Consider the following 22753-nt stretch of genomic DNA (forward strand, 5'->3'; position numbering starts at 1 on the left):
TAACCTGCAATTCGTAGTGATATACAAAGTATTACATTTGAATAAATTGTGACGAACTGCAGATAAAGAAAGGGGATTCCCTGAAAAAAAGTCCGAAAATGTTTATATTACAGGGAACGAAATGGTATGATAATGATGGTATAACCTCGGAATACCTCTAAGGAGGATAAGTTGATGACGAAAGAAATTGAAATTCCATACAATGAAAATACAACAACTATTGATAAAGAAAAGGCGGGTTCAATTATCACCGATTTGAAATCGCTATTCAAAGGTCCTGTCTTACTTGCCAATGCCTTGCCAGTATTCGTTGGATTTTGGCTTGCACTGCATTTTACGGGGGGATCCCTTCTTGCAAATAGTAAATTATTCTGGCTGACCATTATCGGTAGTACGATTTTAATGGGTGGGGCCCTTGTCTTAAATAACTGGTATGACGTGGATATCGATACTGTGATGAAAAGAACACAACAACGTCCTACAGTTACTGGCAATATTTCATTAAAAACCGTCCTTTCAATCGGGATTTCCATGTCCGCAATTGGAATGGCTATGCTTATGTTCACTACAATGGAAGCTGCTATATATGGCTTCATTGGATGGTTCACGTATGTAATTATGTATACAATGTGGACAAAACGAAAGTACACATTGAACACCGTAATTGGCAGCGTATCTGGAGCAGTAACCCCGATGATCGGATGGGCGGCAATTGCTCCCGCTTACCATATTGTTCCTGTGATGCTCTTTATCATTCTGTTCATATGGCAAATGCCACATACATTCGCTATTGCAATGCGAAAGTACGATGAATATAAAGCTGCTAATGTAGCTATGCTACCTGTTGTTCGCGGGTTCAAAATGACAAAGCGGCAAATGTTCGTATATATCGCTTGTTTATTGCCTTTGCCATTTTACTTAAGTTCACTTGGAATGGTGTTCATCGCCCTTGCGACGGTATTGAATATTGGTTTCTTAGTGATTTCCATCCGTGGCTTCTTCACGAAAGATGATGATAAATGGGCCTATGTAATGTTCCTTTACTCGGTAAATTATATAGCGATTCTTTTCTTATTAATGGTTGCTGTTACATTGCCGATTTTTAATGGATGACATGGCTTATTGATAGAAGAAGGAACGCCGGATGAAATTTTTTCAAATCCTAAGAATGAAAGAACAAAAGCGTTTTTCAGTAAAATATTATAGTTAAAATTGTGGAAGCCTTTGACTGAAAATGTCGGGGCTTCTTTAATTTTCTGACCAGGTTAGGCATACATTGAAATGAAATATAAAAAATCAATGAGAGGGGGTTACCTTTGTATTATCCATATATCCGTCCACAAGTGAAGCAATCATCCCGTCTGATAACGGTCATTGGAAATGGTGAAGTTGCAGTCGTGCCAGACATTGCAAAAATTCAATTGGAGATCAATACCCACAATGTAGAATTGCATGAAGCGCAGCAAGAAAACGCGGCATTAATGAATCAGGTGATACAAGCCCTATACCAATTAGGTATACCGAGAGAAAATATCCAAACCGTGTCTTACTCCATTTTTCCAAGGTATGATTATATTGATGGAGAACAAATTTTTAGGGGCTATGAAGTGACAAATGCAATTGCGGTGACGCTTTCGGATATACAACAAGTCGGAACAGTTATTGACACAGCAGTTGCAAGTGGAGCGAATCGAGTTTCAAATGTACAGTTCTCTGTGGAAAATGCTGAACCACATAAACAGGCAGCAATCGTAAAAGCTTTGCAGGATGCACAAGTGAAGGCGCGTACAATTGCGAACACGCTTCATCTGCAAATCGATCCAGAGCCGATAAATGTAACTGAGCTAACAGGCGGTGAAGAGCCCCCCGTCGCATTCATGTCGGTTAACATGGCTGTTAGCGGAACTCCAATTGAAGGCGGGCAAATTAGTATCCGGTCAACGATTAGAGTGCAATATGAATATTGATGCGATGAAATAGAATCAAAAATTTTGAGCCTCTAAACGCCGTCCTGAGTGACGGCGTTTTTGTGATTCTACTGTTGAAGTGTCTCACCGGCGGAAAGTGTCCCCTCAATCGCATAAAGTCTCCCCGCAAATCTCCAAAGTGTCCCCTCAACGCCCGGGTGTCCCCGCAAACTAAGTAAGTGTGCCCTCAACGATGGCAAGTGTCCCCGCAATTGCATAAAGTCTCCCCGCAAATCCTCAAAGTTTCCCCGATTTTATTAGTTAGGCATTAATTAGACAAAACTAAAAATAAGCAGGTTTTATTGCTGTCCTTGTGGAAGTTAATTAGATAGTGCAGTCACAACTAAGGGGGAAAGTAGATGAGGTATTTCGTTGAACGAGTAAATGACTTAAACGCATTGGATATTGGAAAGTTGGTTCAGGAAAGTGAGAAGGAAGGATATCGTTTTGTTACTCGATTGGTCTCTGAATTTGAAGATGGTACAAACACATTTTCGAAACCTGGCGAGGCGCTTTTTTGTGTAGTTAGTGAAGAAGGGGAAGTTGTTGCAATCGGTGGCATCAACGAATCGCCTTTTGCGCAAGATGCAGGAATCGCCCGCCTTCGAAGATTTTACGTATTGGAAAAGGTGCGACGCCAAGGAGTCGGGACTTTGTTGCAACAGGAAATCGTCGACTATGCAAAGAACCAATTCAAAGAAATCACCGTACGAACCGATTCGGCGAAAGCAGATGCGTTTTATCGTGCATGTGGATTTGAGTTCGATGATTCAGCCTCCGAAACGACCCATATTCTACGGTTTCGATGACAAGGAGTGAACGCGGTGAGGCATTCTTTGTGCCGGATATCTGACATGGATATCCGGTTGCTGCGCCGTGTTTATTCAATATGATGTTGCTGAATTGGATTAAGAATGGAGGGAAAGAAGTTGGGAAAATGGAAGGTGTTAAACAGCGAATACAAGTATAAATCACCCTTCGGGAATTTGAGGAAAGATACATGTGAAATGTCGGATGGGACGGTGATTGAAGATTATTATGTGAATGAGTATGCGGATTGGGTGAATGCGGTTGTGCTGACGGTGGATGAGCAAATCATTCTTGTCAGGCAATACCGCCATCCGGGTCAGGATTTTTATTTGGAAGTGCCAGCTGGGAAAATTGAGGAAGGGGAGACATATGAAGAAGCGATCGTACGGGAGGTCCGTGAAGAAACAGGATTCATTTCCAATACGAAACCAATTTTATTAGGTGAATTCATGGTGAACCCTGCTACACAGACGAATAAAGTAGTTACCTTTTTAATCAAAGATGCCTACCATGCATATGAGCAGCAATTGGATGAAACAGAACGAGTAGAAGTTGTGCATTATCCATTTGAAAGATTCGAGGAAATGATTCAAGAGAAGGAAATCACACAGTTATTTTCAGTTACAGCGTATTATTTGGCGAAAAACTTTCTATCGAATTCTTAGGAAAGCGGGAGATTATGATGTTCAAAGATCTCGATATTCATGAGGACACAAACACGATTGTCCTATTCAAGGAAACACCGGAAGGATCAAATATGCTTGAGGTAGTTGACATTGACACTGGGCAAATCCGGTTTTCAACGAGTGGGAGATATGTGCCTCTCAGTCCAAGGATTTCACCAACAGGTAAAGAAATCGCTTTTGGCTGCATGGATGGGAAAATCTATTCAATGAGCTTGGTAGATGGAACGATAACCCCACTTGTTGATGCGGAAGGGATGCATTCGGGTTTTGGTGTATGGTCAGCCGATGGGTCCACACTCTGTTTCAGCAGTTATATAGATTCACAGACACCCCCGGATATTTATACACTCAACATGAATAGTGGGGAGTTAACTCAACATACAAATTGCAATCGGTGCATTGATCGTTTCCCGCAAATTTCTCCGTGCGGACAATACATAGTATTTACGAGGCACCATTTGGATGAGCCAAATATGCCAAGAAGGGCGATGCTGCTTGACGTAACGGATGGGAGGCTTGTTCAACTGCCACAACGGAACGACACTGAAATTGAAATTGACAGGGGATGTTGGAGTGGGGATTCGAAGTATATCATTGTAAGTGAACTATCTGGGGATGATAGCTGCTTGCAAATCTATAATGTAAGGTCCAATTCCATCCAAACAACAATTTCTTTTCCTGATCTTCAAGGAGGCGTTTTCTTTCAACGAGAGGAAAATGTCCTTGTCCTCTGTAAGCACGAAATCGTTGTTACTTCAATGATCGATGGACGAATCGAGGAAAGGTTTCATTTGCCTGATGCTATATCGATTGCACCAACCCAGAGAGGACCGGCAGCAGTCCTGAATCCCGATGAAACAAAGGTTTATATTTGCAATGAAGCATCCTCAGTTTATCAACTTGATCTTATGGACGGGGAGTTTGAGTTAATTATAAAGGATATTGTTCAAAACCTGTCGGAAAAGGAAGAATATAAAGTGGTTTCCTATGATGGCCTCCATATTCCGGTTCATCATTTCAAACCTGAAACCGCGAAAGACTTAGGCGTTTTATTCGTAATTGGTGGTCCAGGTGAACAACTCGATGACGATGACCCAATCTTGATGAAATTATTTAATGAAGGCTATGAAGTCATCATGCCTGCTTATCGTGGCTGCGCGGGATTTGGACAGGAATATCAAAACGCAAATAAAGGTCTATATGGAAAAGGTGATGTGGAAGACATCATCTCCTGTGCGAAAGATTGGAAAAAACGAAATGCCAATCGTCCATTAGCTATTGTCGGGTATAGCTATGGTGGATTCCTTACATTCCTATCCATGGCACATAGTGAACAGCCATTTGATAGGGGAGCCGCATTATGGGCGGTAACATCCCTCGAGCATTTAGGCTATCATCTTCCGCGGGCATTCCCAAGTGATCCCGTTGAAAAACAGGAAGCGATGATGAAACGTAATCCGTTACTTCAAACAGGTTTTATTCAAAGACCGCTCCTGATTTTACATGGCGGGCAAGACACAACCTCAACGAATGAAGAGGTTCTAACAATACAACAGAAGATTGAAGAAAAGGGAAGCCGATGTGAATTAATCATTTACGAGGATGGGGCACATGGGTTGAAAAATCATCGGAAAGAACTTTTCGAGGAATTACTGTCTTTTTTGGATGGGACACATGTGACGTATCCAACAGAGGAGGCGAGTAAATGAAGAATAATAACCATGCGCTTGTAATCGGTGGAACAGGCATGCTTGCAGGTGTATCGAAGTTTTTGGCAAGAGAAGGTTTTTTGGTTTCGGTTATTGGTAGGACAGAGATGAAGTTCGAACGATTGATAGCAGGGAGTCCACCCGACACTATTTTCCCCATCCAAGTTGACTACGATTCACATGCACTTTTTTCAGAAGTTGAAAAAGCGATTGCGGAACGGGATCCATTTAAGATAGTCGTGAGCTGGACACCTAATTATCGTGCGTTAGAACAAATTTGTGAAATGAATGCTCAAGCTACTTCGTTCCGTCTGATTCATGTGAAAGGGAGCCGTCGATATTTTGAAGATGAAGAAATTCCAATCCCAGTCAATTGTGAATATGAGAAAGTATTCCTTGGGTTTGTGAAAGAGGGAGGAACTTCAAGATGGCTGACAAATGATGAAATCGCTGGCGGGGTCATTGAACAGATTGTGAATAAGAAGGCCGAGAGGATAATCGGGCAACTTCACCCATATAGCGAAAGACCGAGTTAGGGGCGAAAATACATGTTAAAGAGAAAGTATGGGAGCAGATATGACTGGAAACGGATATTAAAGAAAAGTTATGTGGAAAAGTATTATGAAACTGCACAATTCACAGGTCATGTGAGCCTTTTCCGTATGAATGAAGTGAGTGAGCCTTTATTCAAAATGTATGGTAAAAAAAATACTTGTATCGCTGCCAAAGGGTATAGTTGGCTGCAACATTTTCCAGATGATGAACATTATTCGGTTACAACCGTTTTTAATGATGAAAATCAAGTTGTCCAATGGTATATCGACATTTGTAAGCAAAATGGCTATTGTGAAACGAACGGTCCGTGGATGGATGATTTGTTTTTGGATCTAATTGTCCTGCCTACAGGAGAACTGATTGAGAAAGATGAAGATGAACTTGAAGATGCGCTTAATAAAGAAATCATAACGAAACATGATTATGACCAAGCATGGTTGGAAAATAGGAAGCTAAAAACATTGATTGAAGATAGGCGATTTGACCTCCTTGAATTGGCCAATGTGCATTTCGCGGAATTAGCCAAGAACATAACTATAAAGGAATGAATTAAATGGAAGAACGATTCCACGTAACAGAAACAGAAAGAGAGAAAGTATTGAAAAATTATTTTAGGAAAGGATTGGATGGTCCGCTTGATACTTTTCCAAGTAAAGAAAAAAGGAAGTTTGTTATTGCCCAAGAAATAATCAAACGGTTTGAAGTAGGAAAAATGTACAAAGAAAAAGAGATAAATGAAATTTTAATAGAGATATATCCTGATTTTGCAACCATCCGACGTTTTTTCATAGACTATGGTTTCATGAATCGCAGTGATGATGGGATGGAGTATTGGGTTGGAAATAAGGAAGTTAGATAAATGCGAAATCAGTTCAAGCTGATTAGAAAAACAGAAACTATACATTTCGAGACTACGTTGCCAAAGGTAAAACAGTACGGGAGGAAATGAAGAGGTATAGAGGAAATTGAAATGATAAAAAGGTAGTGAAATTATGATTCATAACGAGGAGGATGTCATCCGCTTGATTTCTGAAGACGAGTGGATGATGGATATTTTAAGGAGTTCGCAGTTTTTGAATTTGCCGGATTGGTGGGTGTGTGCAGGCTTCGTGAGATCAAAAATTTGGGATGTGCTTCATGAGTTTGATGAGAGAACTCCTTTGCCGGATATCGACGTAATTTATTTTGATCCATCTAACGTGGATGAAAAAATAGAAAAAAGTTATGAAAATATACTAATGCTGAATCATCCTACAATTCCATGGTCTGTAAAAAATCAAGCAAGAATGCATACTGTGAACAACGACTGTCCTTATTTGTCTTCCACTGAAGCAATAGCCAAATTTCCTGAAACAGCTACTGCGTTAGGCGTGAAACTTGATGAAGGAAAGATTGTGTTGACTGCTCCGCATGGAGTACAGGATGTGGTCAACTTTAACGTAAGACCAACACCTTACTTTTGTGAAACAGAAGTAAGGTTAGAATATTATCGTCAACGAGTTTATAAGAAAAACTGGAAGTCGGTTTGGCAAAAGGTTGAAGTTTTACAAAATGAATAGTAGTAAGGGGGGCAATCCTTGAAATTCACTATAAAGAATTCGTTTTTTACAGAAATCGTTTCCGAATTGTATAAAATATCTTCGACTAAAAGTCTGCTCCCGATCCTGTCTGGGATTAAAATCGAAGCAACGAAAGACAGCGTTGTGCTAACCGGTGGAAATTCAGAAGTATTCATTGAAAAGAAAATACCTCGACAGATAAATGGGGAGGCAGTCATTGAAATATACGAAACTGGAAGCGTTGTTGTATTATCAAAGCATTTTATAAATCTCCTGAAAAAATTGCCTGATGACATTGAGATATCGTCTGACGGTATACAATTGGTCCTCATCAAGTCCGGTGATATTGTAACGAAAATGAATGGAATAGCTGCCGTCGATTATCCAAAACTACCCGAGGTTAAAATTCTTCAAACAGTTACGCTCAATTTTACTTCATTAAAAGAAGTGATAAAACAAGTAGTATTTGCTGTTTCTAAAAGTGAAGCAAAACCGGTGCTTACTGGCGTGAAGATGGAGTTTGTAAAGAACAAGCTTATTTGTACTGCAACAGATTCTCATCGCTTATCACGTAAAGAGACTCAAATCACTTTCAATGAAAGGGATCATTCAGTTATCGTGCCAAGTAAAAGCTTGCTGGAACTACTCCAATTGAAGGAATCGGGATCAGCTACAATACAAATTTCCATAGCGAATAACCTGATTGTGTTTTCTACAGAAAATACGATCTTGTATTCTGTATTGATTGAAGGGAACTACCCGAACACCCAATCATTGATTCCAACCGACTTTGTTACAAAGATAACGATGAATACACAATCCTTAATAGCAGGGATTGACCGGGCTTGTGTTTTCTCCGAGGAATGGAAGCATAATAATGTTCATTTTACTTTAATCGAAAATACCGTTTTAAAAATAACAACAAAATCAGCAGGAATCGGAATGATCGAAGAACAACAAAGAATTAGCAAAGTGGATGGAGTACCCGTTATTGACATGACCTTCGATGGCCGGCTCTTTCTCGATGCGTTAAAAGGGATTCAGGAAGAACAGGTGACAATTAGTTTTTGCGGAGTTATGAAACCGGCGGTCATTAGGCCTGAAACCGAGACATCTTACGTGCAGCTAATTTCACCGTTGCGAACTTAATAAAGGGGGATTGGAAATGGGCTATATTGAAGAATTGCGCAAGTTGGTTGGGCACCGGCCACTGATTTTTGTAGGTTCTGTTGTTATTGTCGTTGATGCAGAGGGTAGTATTTTGTTGCAGCAAAGGAAGTTTCCAGAGGGGGCATGGGGAATTCCGGGCGGATTGATGGAGTTAGGGGAGTCAACGGAAGATGTCGCAAGGCGTGAACTCTTTGAAGAAACGCGGCTACAGGTGGATGAATTGACATTGATCAATGTTTATTCCGGCCCAGAGCATTTCATTCGAGCGGCAAATGGGGATGAGTTTTATGTCGTAACAACCGCCTATTATGCGGAAAATGCAATAGGGGATCTTATTGTAGATCATGCTGAGTCAATTACATTTAAATACTTTCAACCCCATGAGTTGCCGAGGAATATTGTTAAAAGTCATAGAAATATATTGGATGAATTCCTCTCGAAGCATTACAAGTTTTTGAGTACGGTTAAATAGTTTTCAGGAAATGGGGCTATGTGGATGAAACAATGGACGAAGGAAATTGAGATTGAGGCGCCAATCGAACAAGTTTGGAAGCTCTTAAATGGATCATTGGACGACATGCAAAAGATCATGCCACAAGTTGTTTCAAATGAACCTGTCACCATTACTGAGGGAATGGTTGGGAGTATACATTTGCAAAAGTATAAAGAAGGCAAGCGGGTCATGGAGTATGAGGTCGAAACACTCGACTATTTAGATTTTCCGAATGAAAAAAAGTTGAAAGTTGGTTTTACTCTTGGAGGGATGTTTGAAATAACAGCTAATTATGACCTTATTAAGATGGATAATGAAAAAACTAAATTTATTTATACTACAACAAACAGACCGTTGAAATGGTTTGTAAAAATCTTTTTGCTATTTTCCAATGAGAAAGTAGTTGTCGATTTTGTACAGCGAGTGAAAAAGGTTGCAGAAAATAAGGGGGCGTAAATCATGAATCAAGCCGCAAAGGATTATTGGGAACAATTTTGGGGAGAGAAAGAACGTCCAGCAAATGTCAGTGCCTGGATGTTCGGTGAAGCGGTGGATGAGTTAGCGCAAGCGGTTATAGAAGGAAGAAAGACGGCGACCTGTTCAGCGCATGTTTTATTTGGTCTGGAGAATGAACCGATTCCAGTAATTGACGAGTACAGCATTATCCTAAATAGCCAAAATGAGCCAGTCGCAATCATTAAAACGGTAGATGTTTCTGTTACACCGATGAATGAAGTGACAGAGGAGTTTGCTTTGGCGGAAGGTGATGGATCTTATCGGAATTGGAAGGAGATTCATGAACGCTATTTCAAACGAGAACTGGACAAGTTTGGTTTAGAGTTCACCGAAGATATGTTACTTGTCTGCGAGCGTTTTGAATTGGTTGATGTGAAACAAAGTGAAGAGCGAATGAATCCCAAATTATTAAGGGTTGGCACTACATATCTTCCTGTATCCAATGTTGAAGAGGCTGCTGAGTGGTATGTAGAAAAGTTAGATGCAGAATTAACTTATCAAGACGAAGACAAGGCGATTCTAAATTTGGCTAACCAAAGTTTCTTCCTTGTAAACGCGAAAGAAAATGAGACTGCTAACTTTTGGGATGCCTATGGGAATGAACGCTTTTCTCTTACATTTGAAGTCAATGGGGAAGAAGCTATAAAAATGCTACGTGAAGATTTAATCGAACGTGGCGTGAAGCTTGGAGAGATTGAAAAACGGGGACATGCAGGTATCAATTTTGTGTTTTCGGACTTGGACGGAAATCGGTTTGATGTTTGGAGCGAATTAAGTCCTTCATTTAATAAATATAGAAATTAGGGGTACATCATGGGGTATATAAAAGAATTAAGAAAATTAGTTGGTTCACGGCCGATAATTATGGTAGGTGCAAGTGTAATGGTATTAGATTCAAAGAGTCGAATCCTCTTACAACTGCGAACGGATAATAACTGCTGGGGGTTACCCGGAGGTTCCATGGAACTTGGCGAATCCTTGGAAGACGTGGCAATGCGGGAGCTACATGAGGAAACAAATCTAATTGCAAACGAACTATCATTATTTAATGTTTATTCAGGAAAGGAACTATATTATCGCTATCCACATGGTGATGAAGTGTATAACGTTGTAGCCACTTTCATTTGTAAAAATTATAACGGAGAATTAATGGCGGATAAGAATGAAGTATCGTCTTTGGAATTCTTTTCGATTGACGATTTGCCAAGCAACATAAGCCCGCCAGAATTGCCGATTCTCACTGACTATATTCAAAACCATAGGGGGAAATGAGTCATGAAAGAATCTTGTTTCATCTGCGATAAGCATCAGGGGAAAATTCAGACAGATGGCATCACCATCTACGATGATGAATTTGTCTATGTTGGTCATATCGATAATAACGGCGAACCTACGTATTTAGGTCACCTAATGATTGATCTCAAAAGGCACGCACCAACACTTGGTGATATGAACAAACGTGAAGCAATGGCCTTTGGAAGCATTACGGCAAGGGTGAGCAGAGCTTTGATGGATAGTGAAAATGCAGAACATATCTATTCGCTCGTTTCAGGAAACTCAGTTCCACATTTGCATATGCATTTAGTGCCACGGTATGTAGGAACTCCAAAAGAATATTGGGGACCGATGTCCGTCCATGGCTGGACCGGCGCCCCGGTAGGTGGAAAAAAAGAAGTGATGGAACTTTGTTTACGAATAAAAACCTATTTGGAAACACATAACCATGAATAGTTTTACTTGGGTAGGAAGTGACTGTCATTACATCGATCAACCCTTTGTACAATCAATAGGTAACGTAACTGTTGGGCTCTATGGTGGCAACTCATCGGCAGGTCAATATAAGAATGAAGATGGATGTGTCATTTGGGTCGGTGAAGATTGGGAGTTAGCCGCAGTTCTCGATGCGCATTATAGTGCCGAAAGTGCAGAGCTTGTAGTCCGTATATTAGAGGAATACAAACAAGACCTTATTAGTGTACTGAACAAGTCCGGACCTCCACAATTTCGTTCTGTGGAAAACAAGCTTCTAAAAATCTTCCAAAGTGTTGAGTTTCTCGACAATTGCAAAAGCATTAAAGGTGAGACAGCTTGTCTGATCTGTATCCGAAAAGAGAATTATCTTTGGTGGTTTTCCGTCGGAGATTGCGTAGTTTATGTTTTTCATCAGGATTTTATTGCATTAGACCAATTTCAGTTGAATCAAAGGCAATTCTATGAGTGGATTGGTAAAGTGAATACATTTGATAAATCCATTCCGTGCTATACGTCCGGTATTCGCGAATTAAGAAAAGGGACAAATCGTATCTTTATGACGACAGATGGTTTGCTTGAATGCCCAGGAGAACCCTTCATAAACCCTGTCGATTTAGCAGATATACTAACAAGTGGAGAACCTGACGTCATCTTTTCTGTTATTCTTGATAAAATCATAAAGAATAATGTAAGAGACAGTACGACGATGATTGCTTGGAGCATGGACATATCGAAACAGGGTAGTATTCCAAGTGATTTTGAGTGAATTGTCCTTTAGCAGATTGGCCAGAGAATAATAAAACACATCAAGGGCATACTTGACATGTCACTGAAAGGTGTCGTATTATTAATTTCGAATAGGACACCTTTTAGTGTCGTCTTTGAAAGATCAAGGGGGAGTGATCGTGAACGAGACAAGGCCTACGAGGGATGTGTATGAAGCAGTTGCGGATCCAACGCGCAGAAAATTGCTTCAATTGTTGGCTGATGTTGAAGAGTCGCCTCTCAACGAACTAACACGTCATTTCGAAATGGGTCGTACTGCAGTGTCAAAACATTTGACCATCCTTAAAGAGGCAGGACTCGTAACGAGCAGGAGAGTTGGCAGGGAAACACGATTTAAGTTGAACGCAGCACCACTCAAAGAAATTCAAGATTGGGTAGCGTTCTACAACAAATTCTGGAGTGTAAGGCTGTCACACCTAAAACAACTATTAGAGGAGGAAGAAGAATGAGTTTAGCTCTAACTATGGATTTTCAGTACAACAAATCAATCGATAAAGTGTGGCAAGCCCTAACAGAATCGGGCATGCTTGAAAAGTGGATTTGGAAAAACGATTTTAAAGCTGTCGTAGGCTACAAATTTACTTTCCGCGCAGAGCCAAGTGAATGGTGGGATGGAATCGTAACGGGTGAAGTCTTGGAAGTGGATGAGCCGAATAAGATTTCTTACACTTGGGCGAGCGGCGGAGAAGAGCATGTTGTCACTTGGACATTGACAGAAACACCTGATGGGAACACAAATCTCCATCTTGACCAAACTGGAATCCATACTGAAGACGGTCTGAAAGGTGCACAATATGGTTGGACAAATATGTCCGCGCAACTTACAAAAGTATTAGAGGAAGAGTAAAAACTTATTCGATTATAGGGCGCTTTCCAAAGCATAGGAAAGCGTCATTTTTATTGAACCTATGGATTGGAAGTCATAGACAATAGGCAATATTAGTGTCAAAGGGAGAGGATGCCACAATGAAAATAAATCAATTGATCGCCAACAATATTAAAAGATTGGATGCAAAGCTTCCGGAGGATAAATCGTTGGGTATAGCTGGTCTGTCCGGATCTGGAAAGACGACTTTCTGTCAAACAATCGGCGAGGAATCGAAGAAGCGTCTCGTTTCCTTATTACCAAAGGCGGACTATCAATATTTATTCCCCAATATTATGGAAACCAATTTCAGTGCCATTAAAATGGAAGAAATGCCTTTAGTGCTTTTCTTGGGGAGATCATCCATTTCTTCTAACCCCCGGTCGACAATTGGCACGCATACGGGTGTTTTTACAGAAATTCGTGCAGGAATTGCCGAGAAATTCAAACTTTCTCCAGAAGTGTTTTCATTTAATAATGAGTTAGGTTGGTGTCCGAAATGTAAAGGACGTGGCAGTACAAGCAATGTTGAATGTAAATCGTGTGGAGGTAAACGCTATAATCCAGAAGTTGAGCAATATACAATTGAATTATTTGGTAAACCTCATTCTATTTCCGATATTAATAACTTGAGTGTTGAAGTGATCCTCTCTGAGGCTGAAGAATTACATATAAGTGAAGCAAAACAACATATCCTCCAAAATATTATTAATATGAATATCGGTTACTTAACGTTAAATCGGATTATGGGTACGTTGTCAGGTGGGGAATTGACACGCCTTTACTTGGCGGAATTCATGGCAACTAGCGAAAATACTTCCATTATCATTGATGAAATTTCAGTCGGTCTCGATCGCCAAACGTTATTGAAGATCTTAGAGCAGATTAAACAATTAGGCTGTAAAAATCAAATTTGGCTCATCGATCATTCCGACACTGTCTTAGACACAACTGATGATCAATTATTCTTCGGACCCGGCAGCGGGAAATATGGTGGTAAAATCGTGGAGAAATCGCCGCGTCCGAAGCCTGTTTACCAGGAAAGAAATGAAGAGATGCCGTCAGAATTCTATCAATTTAAAGACCTTTATTGCCGCAATATCCAAATGGCCGAATTTCAAATTCCGAAAAACAGACTTGTGACGATTACCGGTGAGTCAGGCTGCGGGAAATCTACGCTCATCAATGAATGTGTGGCGGAAGACTACCTCAAGCGCTACCCTAAAGATAAATTGGTTATGGTAGGTCAGGATCGCAACCAATCAATTACAAGCCGGTCAACCGTTGCAACTTTTCTCGATATTAAACAGAAACTGAACAAATACAGTGATGAAATTGATTATATTTTTGAGCGATCGATTGAAGATATCATTGATGAATTACCAGAAGGAGATATCGCTCACAAACGTTTGAGCCTCTTAATCAAACTCGGACTCGGTTATTTGACGTTGGAGAGAAAAACACAGACGTTATCGACTGGTGAATTCCAATGTGTCCATTTAGTTTCGGAGCTGTTTGCAAGCACGAGAAAACCACACACGCTATTTATTTTCGATGAGCCATCTAAAGGTTTATCCCAAAACATTTTAAACCAATTCATCGATAGTATTAGGCTAATATTGGAAGATGAAACGGTTTCAATCGTCATGATTGAACATAATGAGTATATGATGGAAAGCTCTGATTTCATCGTCGATTTCGGAAAGCGAAAGGAAGAGCCTGTCACCAATTTGGAGATTGTCAGTCATGACGACTATTACAGGAATAAAAACATGGAAAATGTTGAGATGCCGGCACCAATTTCATCTGCACTCAAACAACAAAAAGGTGTCCGCTACTTGGAAGAAAATCATATCGACTACTTTAAAAACGCAGAGAATATCTATAAAGGCGGTATCTTGAAAAGTTTATCTTCAATGGCTCGTTTGATTTACGGTGAATACGAATCTGACATAATTGCTCCTGTCATTGCGATTGACCTTGAAAGACATTTGTATAGCCAATACAGTTTTCTCTATGAAATTGGCGGGTTGATCAATCACATTGTGGCGGCGCATCCGACGAATAAGGATACGAAAAGCTTTGATTTCTACAATAAAGACAATCATTGTCCATCATGCTCAGGCCGTCTTGAGATTGAAGTTTTTGACAAAGAGCTTGTCATTCAAAACAAAGATGTTCCATTCTGGGATGGTATGCTTCATCCTGACGTGATGGAAGTATTGAAGTATTATAAACACGATAAGCTGAAATTTCTATTTGAAGAAATTAAGAATGAATTAGGGCAGGACCTGTCAAAAAGCTATAATAATATGACCGATGAAGAAAAGCATACGTTTTGGTATGGGTATTTTGAAAAGTCATTTTATGATAAAGAAGGTAAAGCGCGTAGGACGTGGGTAGGCTTTAATACAATTCTTGGCATGTATATGGTTGTGTCAAAATCAATCATTAAAGAGCAAATGAAAGCTTCAAAAGATAAGATTACCTGTCCAATTTGTGAGGGAACAGTGTTAAACCACCATAAACCATTGAAATTCGGAGACACCGATATTCGTGAGTTAATAAAGAAGCCGGTGGACGAAGTAATGAAAATTATTGGCGACTTGCCTAAGCTTGTTCGATTGAAATCGATTATCGAAGGCGATATGGAGTTGACGGAAGATGTCTCTTTACTGCCACGGGAAACACAGGTCGCACTGAAAATGTTTGAATTGGAGCAGGCAAGCTTTACGGGATATGAAATAGTCTTGCAAAATGCCTTGCCTTTCTGGGATACAATTAAAGGTAATATCGAATCCATCAGTAATAAAAATCAAGTGACGATTTGTGATTTCCAAAATGTTGAGGAAACAAGGGAAACAATCATTGATAAGTATTTTACGAATGGAAAATACAAAAAACTAACATATGTATACGAAGCATTTGGTTACAAAAAATTAATCACTCAAATTAATAAAATCAGGAAGGCTAATCCGTGCCCATTCTGTAAAGGTAAAAAAGTGATATCCGAAGATAATTTACATGATGGCGTATTCAAACTAACGATTCCATGTGTAAGTTGTAATGCGACGGGCATTAATGACGAAGGTCTGAAGGAAGCCGTAGAAGACGTACACGTACAAACATGGCTGACTGGAAAAGTGAGTGATGTCATTGATAAAAACTTATATACCGATGCAGTGGCGGACATTCCAATCTTTAATCGTATCCGTGAATTGAATAAACGGGATATGATGGCAATTTATGAATGTCTGGAAATAAATGATTGATTTGAATACAAAAAATGATGCCCCAACACTTGAATTTTCAAATGTAGGGGCATACTATTATGGCCATCTAACTTGTTTCTTCTTTTTATCCTTATTGCCACTTCGCAGCTCTGCAAATTCCTTTGCGATTTCCTCTTTCATATCTTTGGGGTTGATCTTTTGGTTTTTAGGAGTTTGCGGCAAGGAGTTTTTATTATTTCCGGTTTTATTATTATGATTATCTCTTCCCATGATTTTTCGCTCCTTTCAACTACTTCATTCATAATATGGCGCTATTCAATCATTTTATTCCAACGAATCTCCCGTTTTGTTTTGCGACTGAAGGGTATGCTAAAAGTGAGCATACTTTAAGGAGGTTCGGGATATATGTCATTAAGTAAAGAGCTGCAAAAATTGAAGGAATACAAGTGCGATTCGCGCTGTGTGTTAAGTGTTTACTTAAATACCAACCCTGCTGACCCGGAACAACAGAATGGTGCTTGGCGAATCCATTTGAAGACAGGATTAAAGCGCCTCCACGAGTATTTGGAAGCTTCTAATGATGAAAAAGAACTAAAAGCGTACAAAAAATTGAGGGATAAAGTAACGAAGGAAATTGAAACAAATCAAAACGACTTTAATAAGGGGGTCGTTATTTTTGCGGCAGAGGATCCCGAATTATGGTCTGTGCACTATGTCCAAGTGCAAGTGAAGACAAGCTTTCACTGGGAAGACCATCCAGTTATTGAAGAAATGGAATATATGTTAAAGGCTTACCCAGAGGCAGGAATTGTTTTGCCAAGCTTTGGGGAAGTACGAATTTTGGATACTGCGATGGGGTTCATTACCGGTGAGAGGTCATATGCTTTTGACTCGGGCTTGGATGTTTGGAAGGAAAATGACAGTGTGAAATCGTCACTTCAAACAGGAACTGGTGAAGGGAATAGCGATGGACTGGATCAGCGTCTTAAAGAAAATCTTGAGCGGTTTTATAAAGAAATGGGAGTCATTGTCGAAAGGATTCGAAAAGAACGTGACTGGAAGGAATTATATGTAGTTGGTGAGGCGGAGCTTGCGAACTCGTTTGCCAAAACACTTCGAACCAAACCGAATAACAGCATCTATAAGAACTTGATTAATGTACAGGCGGATAAAGTGCTCCACCAAGTATTTGAGAAATAACTAATAATTTCTACGGAGAAGGGATTTATTTTTGCCCTTCTCTTCTTTTTTGCCCAATTTCGAACTGGATTAAAATGGAGATCAGTTTGCTTCCGTACTAATACAGACTTTCCGACATATCATAGAGAAAAGAATGGATGGGAGGTTGAATGATGGGATTGTTCTTTAATAGGAAAAATGATTTGAAAATATACGAAGGCGATACGACAAATGATAGGAACCAATCAGTTTATCGTTCTGATACTGTTACGACCGCATTGGAGGAACAGCGGAAAGCGTTTGAAATAATGAATGAAGAGTATGCTGAGCTTGCAAAACAACTACAGAAACAGAAAAAAATTCAATCTGACCGGTGGAAGACGACAGGAATTCGGTTTGATGAAATTTTAGAAAATCAATCTCAGCACCACCATTTCGAGTTGGAAGCAATGCAGACGTTAGCACACCACGATAAACAAAATAAAGAGCTGCAAAATGTATTGGAGAAAAAGAAGAAAATGAATGAAGAAATCGTCCAGCAAATTAATCAGCTGAGCCAATCAAACTCAGAAATTGCCGAGCGATTAGAGAAATTTGATGCGGACCAGGAATTGCTTTTGAAAAAGATGGATGAGCAAATCGAACGTCAGCAGCAATTTTCGGTATCATTAGAGGAGCAAAAGATAACGCAGAGCGAAATCGTGGACAGGATAGACCGTCAAGAGGGTTTGGTCGATAAACTTATGCGGCAAATGGACTTCCTGAAATCTGTTTTGTTTGAGAGAACACATTTTATCGCTGAAAAAATTGATAAAAGTTTTTCGTATATAAGTGAGAGAAAAGCAGGTTCGAAATAGGTAAGGTGTACATCGTACTGAGTCCAGAGTAATGTTTCCGATGATACTTCCATATAGTGAGTAGAAAAGGAGGCAAATGATTGAGTGAAAAGAAATTAGAGGATAAACAAAATAATCTTCCAGCTACACAAGACGAGGCTAATAGGAAGACTTCTATTGGCCTTACAGAAAATGTTGGGGGAATGCTTTGTTATATCTTTATCATCGGTCTTATTTTTCTATTCATGGAAAAAGAAAATCGCTTCATCCGTTTCCACGCTTTGCAGGCGGTATTCACTGCTGTTGCGATTATCCTGATCAGTATCATGTTAGGGTTCATTCCGGTAATAGGTTTCGTCATTAGTCTGCTGTTAGGTCCACTTTCTTTTGTGTTAATGATATTTATGATGTATCAGGCGTATCAAGGAAACTACTTCAAATTACCGTTTATCGGGGATTTGGTTGAGAATCAATTGAATAATGCTTAATAAAAAATCCGTCCCGAGCATAATTCGAGGCGGATTTTTAGTTAGTTCCTCTATTAACCTAGTCCACCAATTGCAATGACGAATAGCCAAAAAATAATCTTCATCACCAACGCAATACTACCTAAAATTGTGCCTGCAACTGCCATTCCTTTCCCACTTTCCACTTTTTTGCCCATCGTTCCGAAGACGATAGCTAAGATACCAAGTAGATAGGGTATTAGAGGAATCAGATTTAACACTACTCCCAAGATCCCTAAAACGAGTGAGCTGACAGCCATTCCATTAGTTTGTTGTTTTTCGACTTCCAAGATTTCACCCCCACAATGACAGCGTATGCTTCTGCAGCTTCCGATTTGAATGAAAAAAGAAATGAGTGACTATTTAGTGAAGGTAGGCAAATATGATTCTTTCATAAGTATAGAAATGTTATACTATAATTTGAGTGGGTAATAGAATGTTAGGTAGGGGGATAATAATGATTACTTTTGCAAAACCAACAGTAGAGCAGTTTTTCCGTACGTATGCAATCACGAATTTTGCAGTAAATGATGACGAAACAAAACTGGTTTTCAACACGAATTTGAACGGGAAGATGAATTTATGGGCAATGGATTTGCCAGGATCATTTCCTTATATGTTTGCCCACCGGGATGAATCTTGCAATTTCATCAAGTTCGATTCTGACAACCGATATGTCTTAGCAGGGTTTGATAGTGATGGAGATGAAAATTATCAAATCTATTCGATACCGGTTGATGGCGGTTTACCACAGCCGTTAATTACTGGGGATTCAAATGAGAAGTTCTTTTTCAGCCACTTAAGTGAAGATGGAAAGAGAATTTACTATGTAACATCATTGGATAATCCGATGTATTTGAACACGCATATGCGTAATTTAGAAAGTGGAGTCGATACGCTATTAAATATTGGAGAGACATCACCGACGCGTCTTTCTGCAGTATCTGATGATGAAGAGAAGTTAGTGTTTTCACGTTCATTTGCAAACACGTATACGATAAGTTTCGTGAAAGTCGGGGAAGAGACTTTTAACTTAACACCTGATGCATCTAAAGTGCATATCGCTTATGATCCAGTGTTCACAGACGAAAATACAATATTCTTTGTCACGGATTATGAAGGCGATTTCTCCTATATTGCAAAATTTGATTTGACGACAAAGGAATTTTCAAGAGTGTTGGAAGTTGAAGGGGAAAGTGTCCAGACAATCAAGTTCAATAAAGACAAGGGAGAGTTTTATTTCGTCACTTCCAAAGGGGTGACTGATAAACTATATCGTTTCAAATTGGAGGGATCCCCTGTACCTGAAGAGTGTGCGCTGCCTGTTGATGTACTTTATCAGATTAAATTTGCGAAATCTGGCAATCTCTATATTTTAGGTGCAAGCGCAACGGCTCCACATAATATTTTTAAATCTTCAGATGGGCAAGAGTGGAAGCAACTAACGGAAAACAGAGTGCTTGGTGTTAGCCAAGACGGAATGGTTGAGCCCGATGTGGTTTCCTATAAATCATTTGATGGACTGGAAATTGAATCTTTATTGTTCAAGGCTAATCCTGAGAATGCAAATGGCTACACAATTTTTTGGCCACATGGCGGCCCGCAAGCGTCTGAACGAAAAATGTTCCGTTCTATGTTCCAATGTTTCCTGAACAGGGGTTATAACATTTTCGCACCGAACTTCCGTGGAAGTACTGGATACGGCTCGGAATTCACTAAAATGGTTGAACGGGATTGGGGAGAGGGACCACGCCTTGACTGCTTGGCAGGAATTGAGTGGTTATTCGATAACGGAATCACGGACCGTGACCGACTTTTCCTTGTTGGAGGCAGTTACGGGGGTTATATGGCGTTATTGTTGCACGGGCGGCATGCTGAATATTTCAAAGCGGTCGTAGATATTTTTGGTCCATCCGATTTATTTACATTCGTTAATTCTGTTCCACCGCACTGGAAACCGATTATGGATCGCTGGCTTGGTGACCCGGAGCGTGACAAAGAGCGTTTCATAAAGGATTCACCTGTCACTTATCTGGACGGAATGGTGAAACCGATGTTAGTAATCCAAGGTGCAAAGGATCCACGTGTTGTGAAAGAGGAGTCTGACCAGATCGTCGCAAAGTTAGAAGGCTTGGGGCGCGATGTGGAATATCTTGTATTAGAAGATGAAGGCCACGGGTTTTCGAAGAAGGAGAATGAAATAAAAGTTTATAGTTTAATGTTAGAGTTTTTGGAGAAGCATCAGAAGTGATTGGAAGGCAAGCTGTCCGTTAGATGACTAACGGACAGCTTTTTATTGTTTGAAGCGCTCGTTTATCTTGTTTTAATCCCAATCCTGCCGTTGCAGATCCTCAGCGACAAGTTGTAAGTCATCCGCAGTGATTGTCAATACCTCATAATCGCTCTTCTCCGCAAACTCCAAGGCCATTTTCTTCATGAATTTTGGGGAGCCATCATTGTCTTCGTCATAAACAATTAAAATTCCATCTGAATTCCGAAGTAAAAACTTATCACGCTCGATGAATTGCCAAGGAGCTTCGTAAGGACGTTTTGTCAAACTGACTGTATAGTCCGCGTGGGAGAGGATGAATTCATATGCTTCTTTTTTCGCCTTATTCCAATTTTTATCCTGTTCTAAAAAAGGAGTGATTACGGCGAATTGCAATGATGGATAGGTTTCCTGTAAGTCAATCACCGTTTCTGCTGCCCATGTCTCGACTCCCGGCTGACCACTAATAATCACCCATTCAAGCCCGCTATCGAGTAGGGGAGTCAGCCTGTTTGATAGCGCCCTTTTAATAATACCGATGCCCGGATGTTTATCATTGAAAATGCCTAATTCATGTGCTTTGTAGCCTGTTATGACAAGTCTTTTAATCATTTATTCATATCCTCAATCGCTACTTTCGCTAATTTTGAAATGACCATATCATCCATTGGAGGATTATGCAAACCGGCCCGGACGTCACGATAATAGCGTTGAAGTGGATTGGTCAGTTCCATGCTTTTTGCTCCTACAATACGCATCGCCTGGTCAACAATTTGAATCGCAGCATTCGTCACTACATGCTTAGCGGCACCTAATTCCTGTTTCATCAATTTCCGTTTTTCTACATCATCATAAGCGGCTGCAACGCTGTAAAGAAAATGCCTCGCTTGCATTAACTCAAGATCGATTTGTCCAATATGGCTTTGAACATTCGGCAATTCAGAAATGCTCCCTTGTATACTATTCGGTTTGTGTTCTACCGCAAATTTCACAACGTAATCACGTGCGGCTTGCGCAATTCCTAAATAACAGGCTGGAATATGTAGAAGCCATCCATTCAACTTTTCTCCACGTGGTCCATTGTTGAACTCCACGAAATCTTCCTCGTTTACCTTAACATTATTCAAAACCAAATCATGGCTCTCCGTTCCACGCATCCCTACCATATTCCAGGTTTCTTTAATGGATAAACCTTCACTGTCCCTGTCAATTAAGAAAAAGCCGATACCCTCTTGTCCTTCGACCCAAGCGGACACGAGGAAGTGGGTGAGTACAGGCGACATTGAAGTGAAGTTTTTCTGACCGTTAATGATGTAGTGACCACCTTTTTTGACCGCAGTTGTTCCCGGGCGACCACCACGTGTCGGACTGCCAGTTTGGGCTTCGCTTGCAGCACGGTTCACTAATGCACCGTTCAAGACCTCTTTTGCAAATTTCTCCAAACGTTTCGCTTCCCAAGTTTCACTTTCAAAAAGGTCGCCGACTGCCCCTTGATGCCAACCGATGGATAAAGCGGTGGCACCATCGTAGGAAGCGATTGTTTCCTGCATCAGAATCATGTCTGTCACAGTGATTCCGTCCCCTCCGTATTTCTTCGAAAGAGTCAACTTTGTATATCCCAAGTCAACAAGAGATTGTATATTTTCTTTTGGAAAAACGGCATGTCGGTCAGTACGTTCAGCTGATCCACGAATCTGTGACTCAAGGCCATTTAGTTTCTCTATCCATTCTCTTTGTAGATCAGTGGTGATAAAAAGCTCCTTTGACATTTACTACACCCTTTCTTCAAAATGACGAATGTATATTTTACTATTATACTCAAGTAATCTATGCTTAGGGGGTAATTAGCAGTTGAGCGATTT

At 40.2% G+C, this 22753-nt stretch carries 27 protein-coding genes and 1 pseudogene; 24 read left to right on the forward strand and 4 right to left on the reverse strand.

Annotated elements, in window-relative coordinates; translation table 11 throughout:
* Positions 1-174: 174 nt before the first annotated feature.
* The 20 genes and pseudogenes from cyoE (at position 175) to P5G49_RS10415 (ending at position 16140) form a co-directional block, all read left to right on the forward strand.
* Positions 175-1113, forward strand: a complete 939-nt coding sequence (gene cyoE, locus P5G49_RS10320; protein ID WP_301243628.1) for a heme o synthase — start codon at positions 175-177, stop codon at positions 1111-1113.
* Between the two features lie 203 nt (positions 1114-1316).
* Complete coding sequence (locus P5G49_RS10325; protein ID WP_301243629.1) at positions 1317-1967, forward strand: SIMPL domain-containing protein; 651 nt, start codon at positions 1317-1319, stop codon at positions 1965-1967.
* A 359-nt stretch (positions 1968-2326) separates the two neighbouring features.
* Positions 2327-2776, forward strand: coding sequence for a GNAT family N-acetyltransferase (locus P5G49_RS10330; protein ID WP_301243630.1), 450 nt, complete (start codon positions 2327-2329; stop codon positions 2774-2776).
* Positions 2777-2896: 120 nt separating this feature from the next.
* Positions 2897-3442 carry an NUDIX hydrolase gene (locus P5G49_RS10335; RefSeq protein ID WP_301243631.1) on the forward strand — a complete coding sequence of 182 codons (546 nt, stop codon included), beginning with the start codon at positions 2897-2899 and terminating at the stop codon, positions 3440-3442.
* Positions 3443-3456: 14 nt separating this feature from the next.
* Entirely contained in the window at positions 3457-5172 is a 1716-nt protein-coding gene (locus P5G49_RS10340; RefSeq protein WP_301243632.1) for a S9 family peptidase, read from the forward strand.
* Positions 5169-5708, forward strand: coding sequence for a Rossmann-fold NAD(P)-binding domain-containing protein (locus P5G49_RS10345; RefSeq protein WP_301243633.1), 540 nt, complete (start codon positions 5169-5171; stop codon positions 5706-5708). Before P5G49_RS10340 ends, P5G49_RS10345 begins: the two co-directional genes overlap by 4 nt.
* Positions 5709-5720: 12 nt before the next feature.
* Complete coding sequence (locus P5G49_RS10350; RefSeq protein WP_301243634.1) at positions 5721-6275, forward strand: ribonuclease FAU-1 family protein; 555 nt, start codon at positions 5721-5723, stop codon at positions 6273-6275.
* Positions 6276-6280: 5 nt separating this feature from the next.
* Positions 6281-6586 (forward strand): DUF2087 domain-containing protein, encoded by a 306-nt coding sequence (locus P5G49_RS10355; RefSeq protein WP_301243635.1) that lies wholly within the window; start codon positions 6281-6283, stop codon positions 6584-6586.
* A 133-nt stretch (positions 6587-6719) separates the two neighbouring features.
* Complete coding sequence (locus P5G49_RS10360; protein WP_301243636.1) at positions 6720-7286, forward strand: nucleotidyltransferase family protein; 567 nt, start codon at positions 6720-6722, stop codon at positions 7284-7286.
* Between the two features lie 18 nt (positions 7287-7304).
* Positions 7305-8435: a DNA polymerase III subunit beta gene (dnaN, locus tag P5G49_RS10365; protein ID WP_301243637.1), complete on the forward strand. Its 1131-nt coding sequence runs from the start codon at positions 7305-7307 to the stop codon at positions 8433-8435.
* Between the two features lie 16 nt (positions 8436-8451).
* Complete coding sequence (locus P5G49_RS10370; RefSeq protein WP_301243638.1) at positions 8452-8928, forward strand: NUDIX hydrolase; 477 nt, start codon at positions 8452-8454, stop codon at positions 8926-8928.
* A 24-nt stretch (positions 8929-8952) separates the two neighbouring features.
* Complete coding sequence (locus P5G49_RS10375; RefSeq protein WP_301243639.1) at positions 8953-9405, forward strand: SRPBCC family protein; 453 nt, start codon at positions 8953-8955, stop codon at positions 9403-9405.
* Positions 9406-9408: 3 nt separating this feature from the next.
* Positions 9409-9846: pseudogene (locus tag P5G49_RS10380) on the forward strand (ASCH domain-containing protein); the annotation flags it as partial.
* Positions 9847-9858: 12 nt separating this feature from the next.
* Entirely contained in the window at positions 9859-10269 is a 411-nt protein-coding gene (locus P5G49_RS10385; protein ID WP_301243752.1) for a VOC family protein, read from the forward strand.
* A gap of 9 nt (positions 10270-10278) precedes the next feature.
* A complete protein-coding gene (locus P5G49_RS10390) occupies positions 10279-10737 on the forward strand; it encodes an NUDIX hydrolase (RefSeq protein WP_301243640.1) in 459 nt (152 codons plus the stop codon).
* A 3-nt stretch (positions 10738-10740) separates the two neighbouring features.
* Complete coding sequence (locus tag P5G49_RS10395) at positions 10741-11196, forward strand: HIT family protein (RefSeq protein WP_301243641.1); 456 nt, start codon at positions 10741-10743, stop codon at positions 11194-11196.
* Positions 11189-11983, forward strand: coding sequence for a PP2C family serine/threonine-protein phosphatase (locus tag P5G49_RS10400; protein WP_301243642.1), 795 nt, complete (start codon positions 11189-11191; stop codon positions 11981-11983). The genes P5G49_RS10395 and P5G49_RS10400 overlap by 8 nt, the downstream gene beginning before the upstream one ends.
* Before the next feature lie 139 nt (positions 11984-12122).
* A complete protein-coding gene (locus tag P5G49_RS10405) occupies positions 12123-12452 on the forward strand; it encodes an ArsR/SmtB family transcription factor (protein ID WP_301243643.1) in 330 nt (109 codons plus the stop codon).
* Positions 12449-12850 (forward strand): SRPBCC family protein, encoded by a 402-nt coding sequence (locus P5G49_RS10410; RefSeq protein WP_301243644.1) that lies wholly within the window; start codon positions 12449-12451, stop codon positions 12848-12850. The genes P5G49_RS10405 and P5G49_RS10410 overlap by 4 nt, the downstream gene beginning before the upstream one ends.
* A gap of 119 nt (positions 12851-12969) precedes the next feature.
* The gene (locus P5G49_RS10415) at positions 12970-16140 is read left to right on the forward strand and encodes an ATP-binding cassette domain-containing protein (protein WP_301243645.1); all 3171 of its coding nucleotides are present in this window, start codon (positions 12970-12972) and stop codon (positions 16138-16140) included.
* 57 nt (positions 16141-16197) lie between these two features.
* On the opposite strand, the gene P5G49_RS10420 is transcribed toward P5G49_RS10415, so the two are convergent.
* Entirely contained in the window at positions 16198-16371 is a 174-nt protein-coding gene (locus P5G49_RS10420) for a YfhD family protein (protein ID WP_301243646.1), read from the reverse strand.
* Positions 16372-16506: 135 nt separating this feature from the next.
* Between P5G49_RS10420 and P5G49_RS10425 the strand changes: the two genes are divergently transcribed.
* The 3 genes from P5G49_RS10425 to P5G49_RS10435 all read left to right on the forward strand — a co-directional run bounded on the left by P5G49_RS10425 (position 16507) and on the right by P5G49_RS10435 (position 18604).
* Positions 16507-17301: a VLRF1 family aeRF1-type release factor gene (locus tag P5G49_RS10425; protein WP_301243647.1), complete on the forward strand. Its 795-nt coding sequence runs from the start codon at positions 16507-16509 to the stop codon at positions 17299-17301.
* A 152-nt stretch (positions 17302-17453) separates the two neighbouring features.
* A complete protein-coding gene (locus tag P5G49_RS10430) occupies positions 17454-18137 on the forward strand; it encodes a hypothetical protein (RefSeq protein ID WP_301243648.1) in 684 nt (227 codons plus the stop codon).
* An 80-nt stretch (positions 18138-18217) separates the two neighbouring features.
* Positions 18218-18604 (forward strand): DUF4870 domain-containing protein, encoded by a 387-nt coding sequence (locus tag P5G49_RS10435; protein ID WP_301243649.1) that lies wholly within the window; start codon positions 18218-18220, stop codon positions 18602-18604.
* A 53-nt stretch (positions 18605-18657) separates the two neighbouring features.
* Here P5G49_RS10435 and P5G49_RS10440 read toward each other — a convergent pair whose 3' ends face one another.
* Positions 18658-18912 (reverse strand): DUF4190 domain-containing protein, encoded by a 255-nt coding sequence (locus P5G49_RS10440; RefSeq protein ID WP_301243650.1) that lies wholly within the window; start codon positions 18910-18912, stop codon positions 18658-18660.
* Positions 18913-19079: 167 nt separating this feature from the next.
* On the opposite strand from P5G49_RS10440, the gene P5G49_RS10445 reads away from it, so the two are divergent.
* A complete protein-coding gene (locus tag P5G49_RS10445; RefSeq protein ID WP_301243651.1) occupies positions 19080-20873 on the forward strand; it encodes a S9 family peptidase in 1794 nt (597 codons plus the stop codon).
* A 72-nt stretch (positions 20874-20945) separates the two neighbouring features.
* Here P5G49_RS10445 and P5G49_RS10450 read toward each other — a convergent pair whose 3' ends face one another.
* Together P5G49_RS10450 and P5G49_RS10455 are read right to left on the reverse strand one after the other, a co-directional pair.
* On the reverse strand, positions 20946-21503 hold the full coding sequence (locus P5G49_RS10450) for an SLOG family protein (protein ID WP_301243652.1): 558 nt from the start codon (positions 21501-21503) through the stop codon (positions 20946-20948).
* Positions 21500-22660 (reverse strand): acyl-CoA dehydrogenase family protein, encoded by a 1161-nt coding sequence (locus P5G49_RS10455; protein WP_301243653.1) that lies wholly within the window; start codon positions 22658-22660, stop codon positions 21500-21502. Before P5G49_RS10455 ends, P5G49_RS10450 begins: the two co-directional genes overlap by 4 nt.
* Positions 22661-22753: the final 93 nt, after the last annotated feature.

The sequence above is a fragment of the Sporosarcina highlanderae genome, from assembly GCF_030433715.1.
GTDB lineage: Bacteria > Bacillota > Bacilli > Bacillales_A > Planococcaceae > Sporosarcina > Sporosarcina highlanderae.

Excerpts from the sequence above, each read along its gene's own strand:
- cyoE (WP_301243628.1), top strand. The coding sequence starts at position 175 with ATGACGAAAGAAATTGAAATTCCATACAATGAAAATACAACAACTATT.
- P5G49_RS10330 (WP_301243630.1), top strand. The coding sequence starts at position 2,327 with ATGAGGTATTTCGTTGAACGAGTAAATGACTTAAACGCATTGGATATT.
- P5G49_RS10340 (WP_301243632.1), top strand. The coding sequence starts at position 3,457 with ATGATGTTCAAAGATCTCGATATTCATGAGGACACAAACACGATTGTC.
- P5G49_RS10345 (WP_301243633.1), top strand. The coding sequence starts at position 5,169 with ATGAAGAATAATAACCATGCGCTTGTAATCGGTGGAACAGGCATGCTT.
- P5G49_RS10350 (WP_301243634.1), top strand. The coding sequence starts at position 5,721 with ATGTTAAAGAGAAAGTATGGGAGCAGATATGACTGGAAACGGATATTA.
- P5G49_RS10355 (WP_301243635.1), top strand. The coding sequence starts at position 6,281 with ATGGAAGAACGATTCCACGTAACAGAAACAGAAAGAGAGAAAGTATTG.
- P5G49_RS10360 (WP_301243636.1), top strand. The coding sequence starts at position 6,720 with ATGATTCATAACGAGGAGGATGTCATCCGCTTGATTTCTGAAGACGAG.
- P5G49_RS10370 (WP_301243638.1), top strand. The coding sequence starts at position 8,452 with ATGGGCTATATTGAAGAATTGCGCAAGTTGGTTGGGCACCGGCCACTG.
- P5G49_RS10375 (WP_301243639.1), top strand. The coding sequence starts at position 8,953 with ATGAAACAATGGACGAAGGAAATTGAGATTGAGGCGCCAATCGAACAA.
- P5G49_RS10385 (WP_301243752.1), top strand. The coding sequence starts at position 9,859 with ATGAATCCCAAATTATTAAGGGTTGGCACTACATATCTTCCTGTATCC.
- P5G49_RS10390 (WP_301243640.1), top strand. The coding sequence starts at position 10,279 with ATGGGGTATATAAAAGAATTAAGAAAATTAGTTGGTTCACGGCCGATA.
- P5G49_RS10395 (WP_301243641.1), top strand. The coding sequence starts at position 10,741 with ATGAAAGAATCTTGTTTCATCTGCGATAAGCATCAGGGGAAAATTCAG.
- P5G49_RS10400 (WP_301243642.1), top strand. The coding sequence starts at position 11,189 with ATGAATAGTTTTACTTGGGTAGGAAGTGACTGTCATTACATCGATCAA.
- P5G49_RS10410 (WP_301243644.1), top strand. The coding sequence starts at position 12,449 with ATGAGTTTAGCTCTAACTATGGATTTTCAGTACAACAAATCAATCGAT.
- P5G49_RS10415 (WP_301243645.1), top strand. The coding sequence starts at position 12,970 with ATGAAAATAAATCAATTGATCGCCAACAATATTAAAAGATTGGATGCA.
- P5G49_RS10420 (WP_301243646.1), bottom strand. The coding sequence starts at position 16,371 with ATGGGAAGAGATAATCATAATAATAAAACCGGAAATAATAAAAACTCC.
- P5G49_RS10425 (WP_301243647.1), top strand. The coding sequence starts at position 16,507 with ATGTCATTAAGTAAAGAGCTGCAAAAATTGAAGGAATACAAGTGCGAT.
- P5G49_RS10430 (WP_301243648.1), top strand. The coding sequence starts at position 17,454 with ATGGGATTGTTCTTTAATAGGAAAAATGATTTGAAAATATACGAAGGC.
- P5G49_RS10445 (WP_301243651.1), top strand. The coding sequence starts at position 19,080 with ATGATTACTTTTGCAAAACCAACAGTAGAGCAGTTTTTCCGTACGTAT.
- P5G49_RS10450 (WP_301243652.1), bottom strand. The coding sequence starts at position 21,503 with ATGATTAAAAGACTTGTCATAACAGGCTACAAAGCACATGAATTAGGC.
- P5G49_RS10455 (WP_301243653.1), bottom strand. The coding sequence starts at position 22,660 with ATGTCAAAGGAGCTTTTTATCACCACTGATCTACAAAGAGAATGGATA.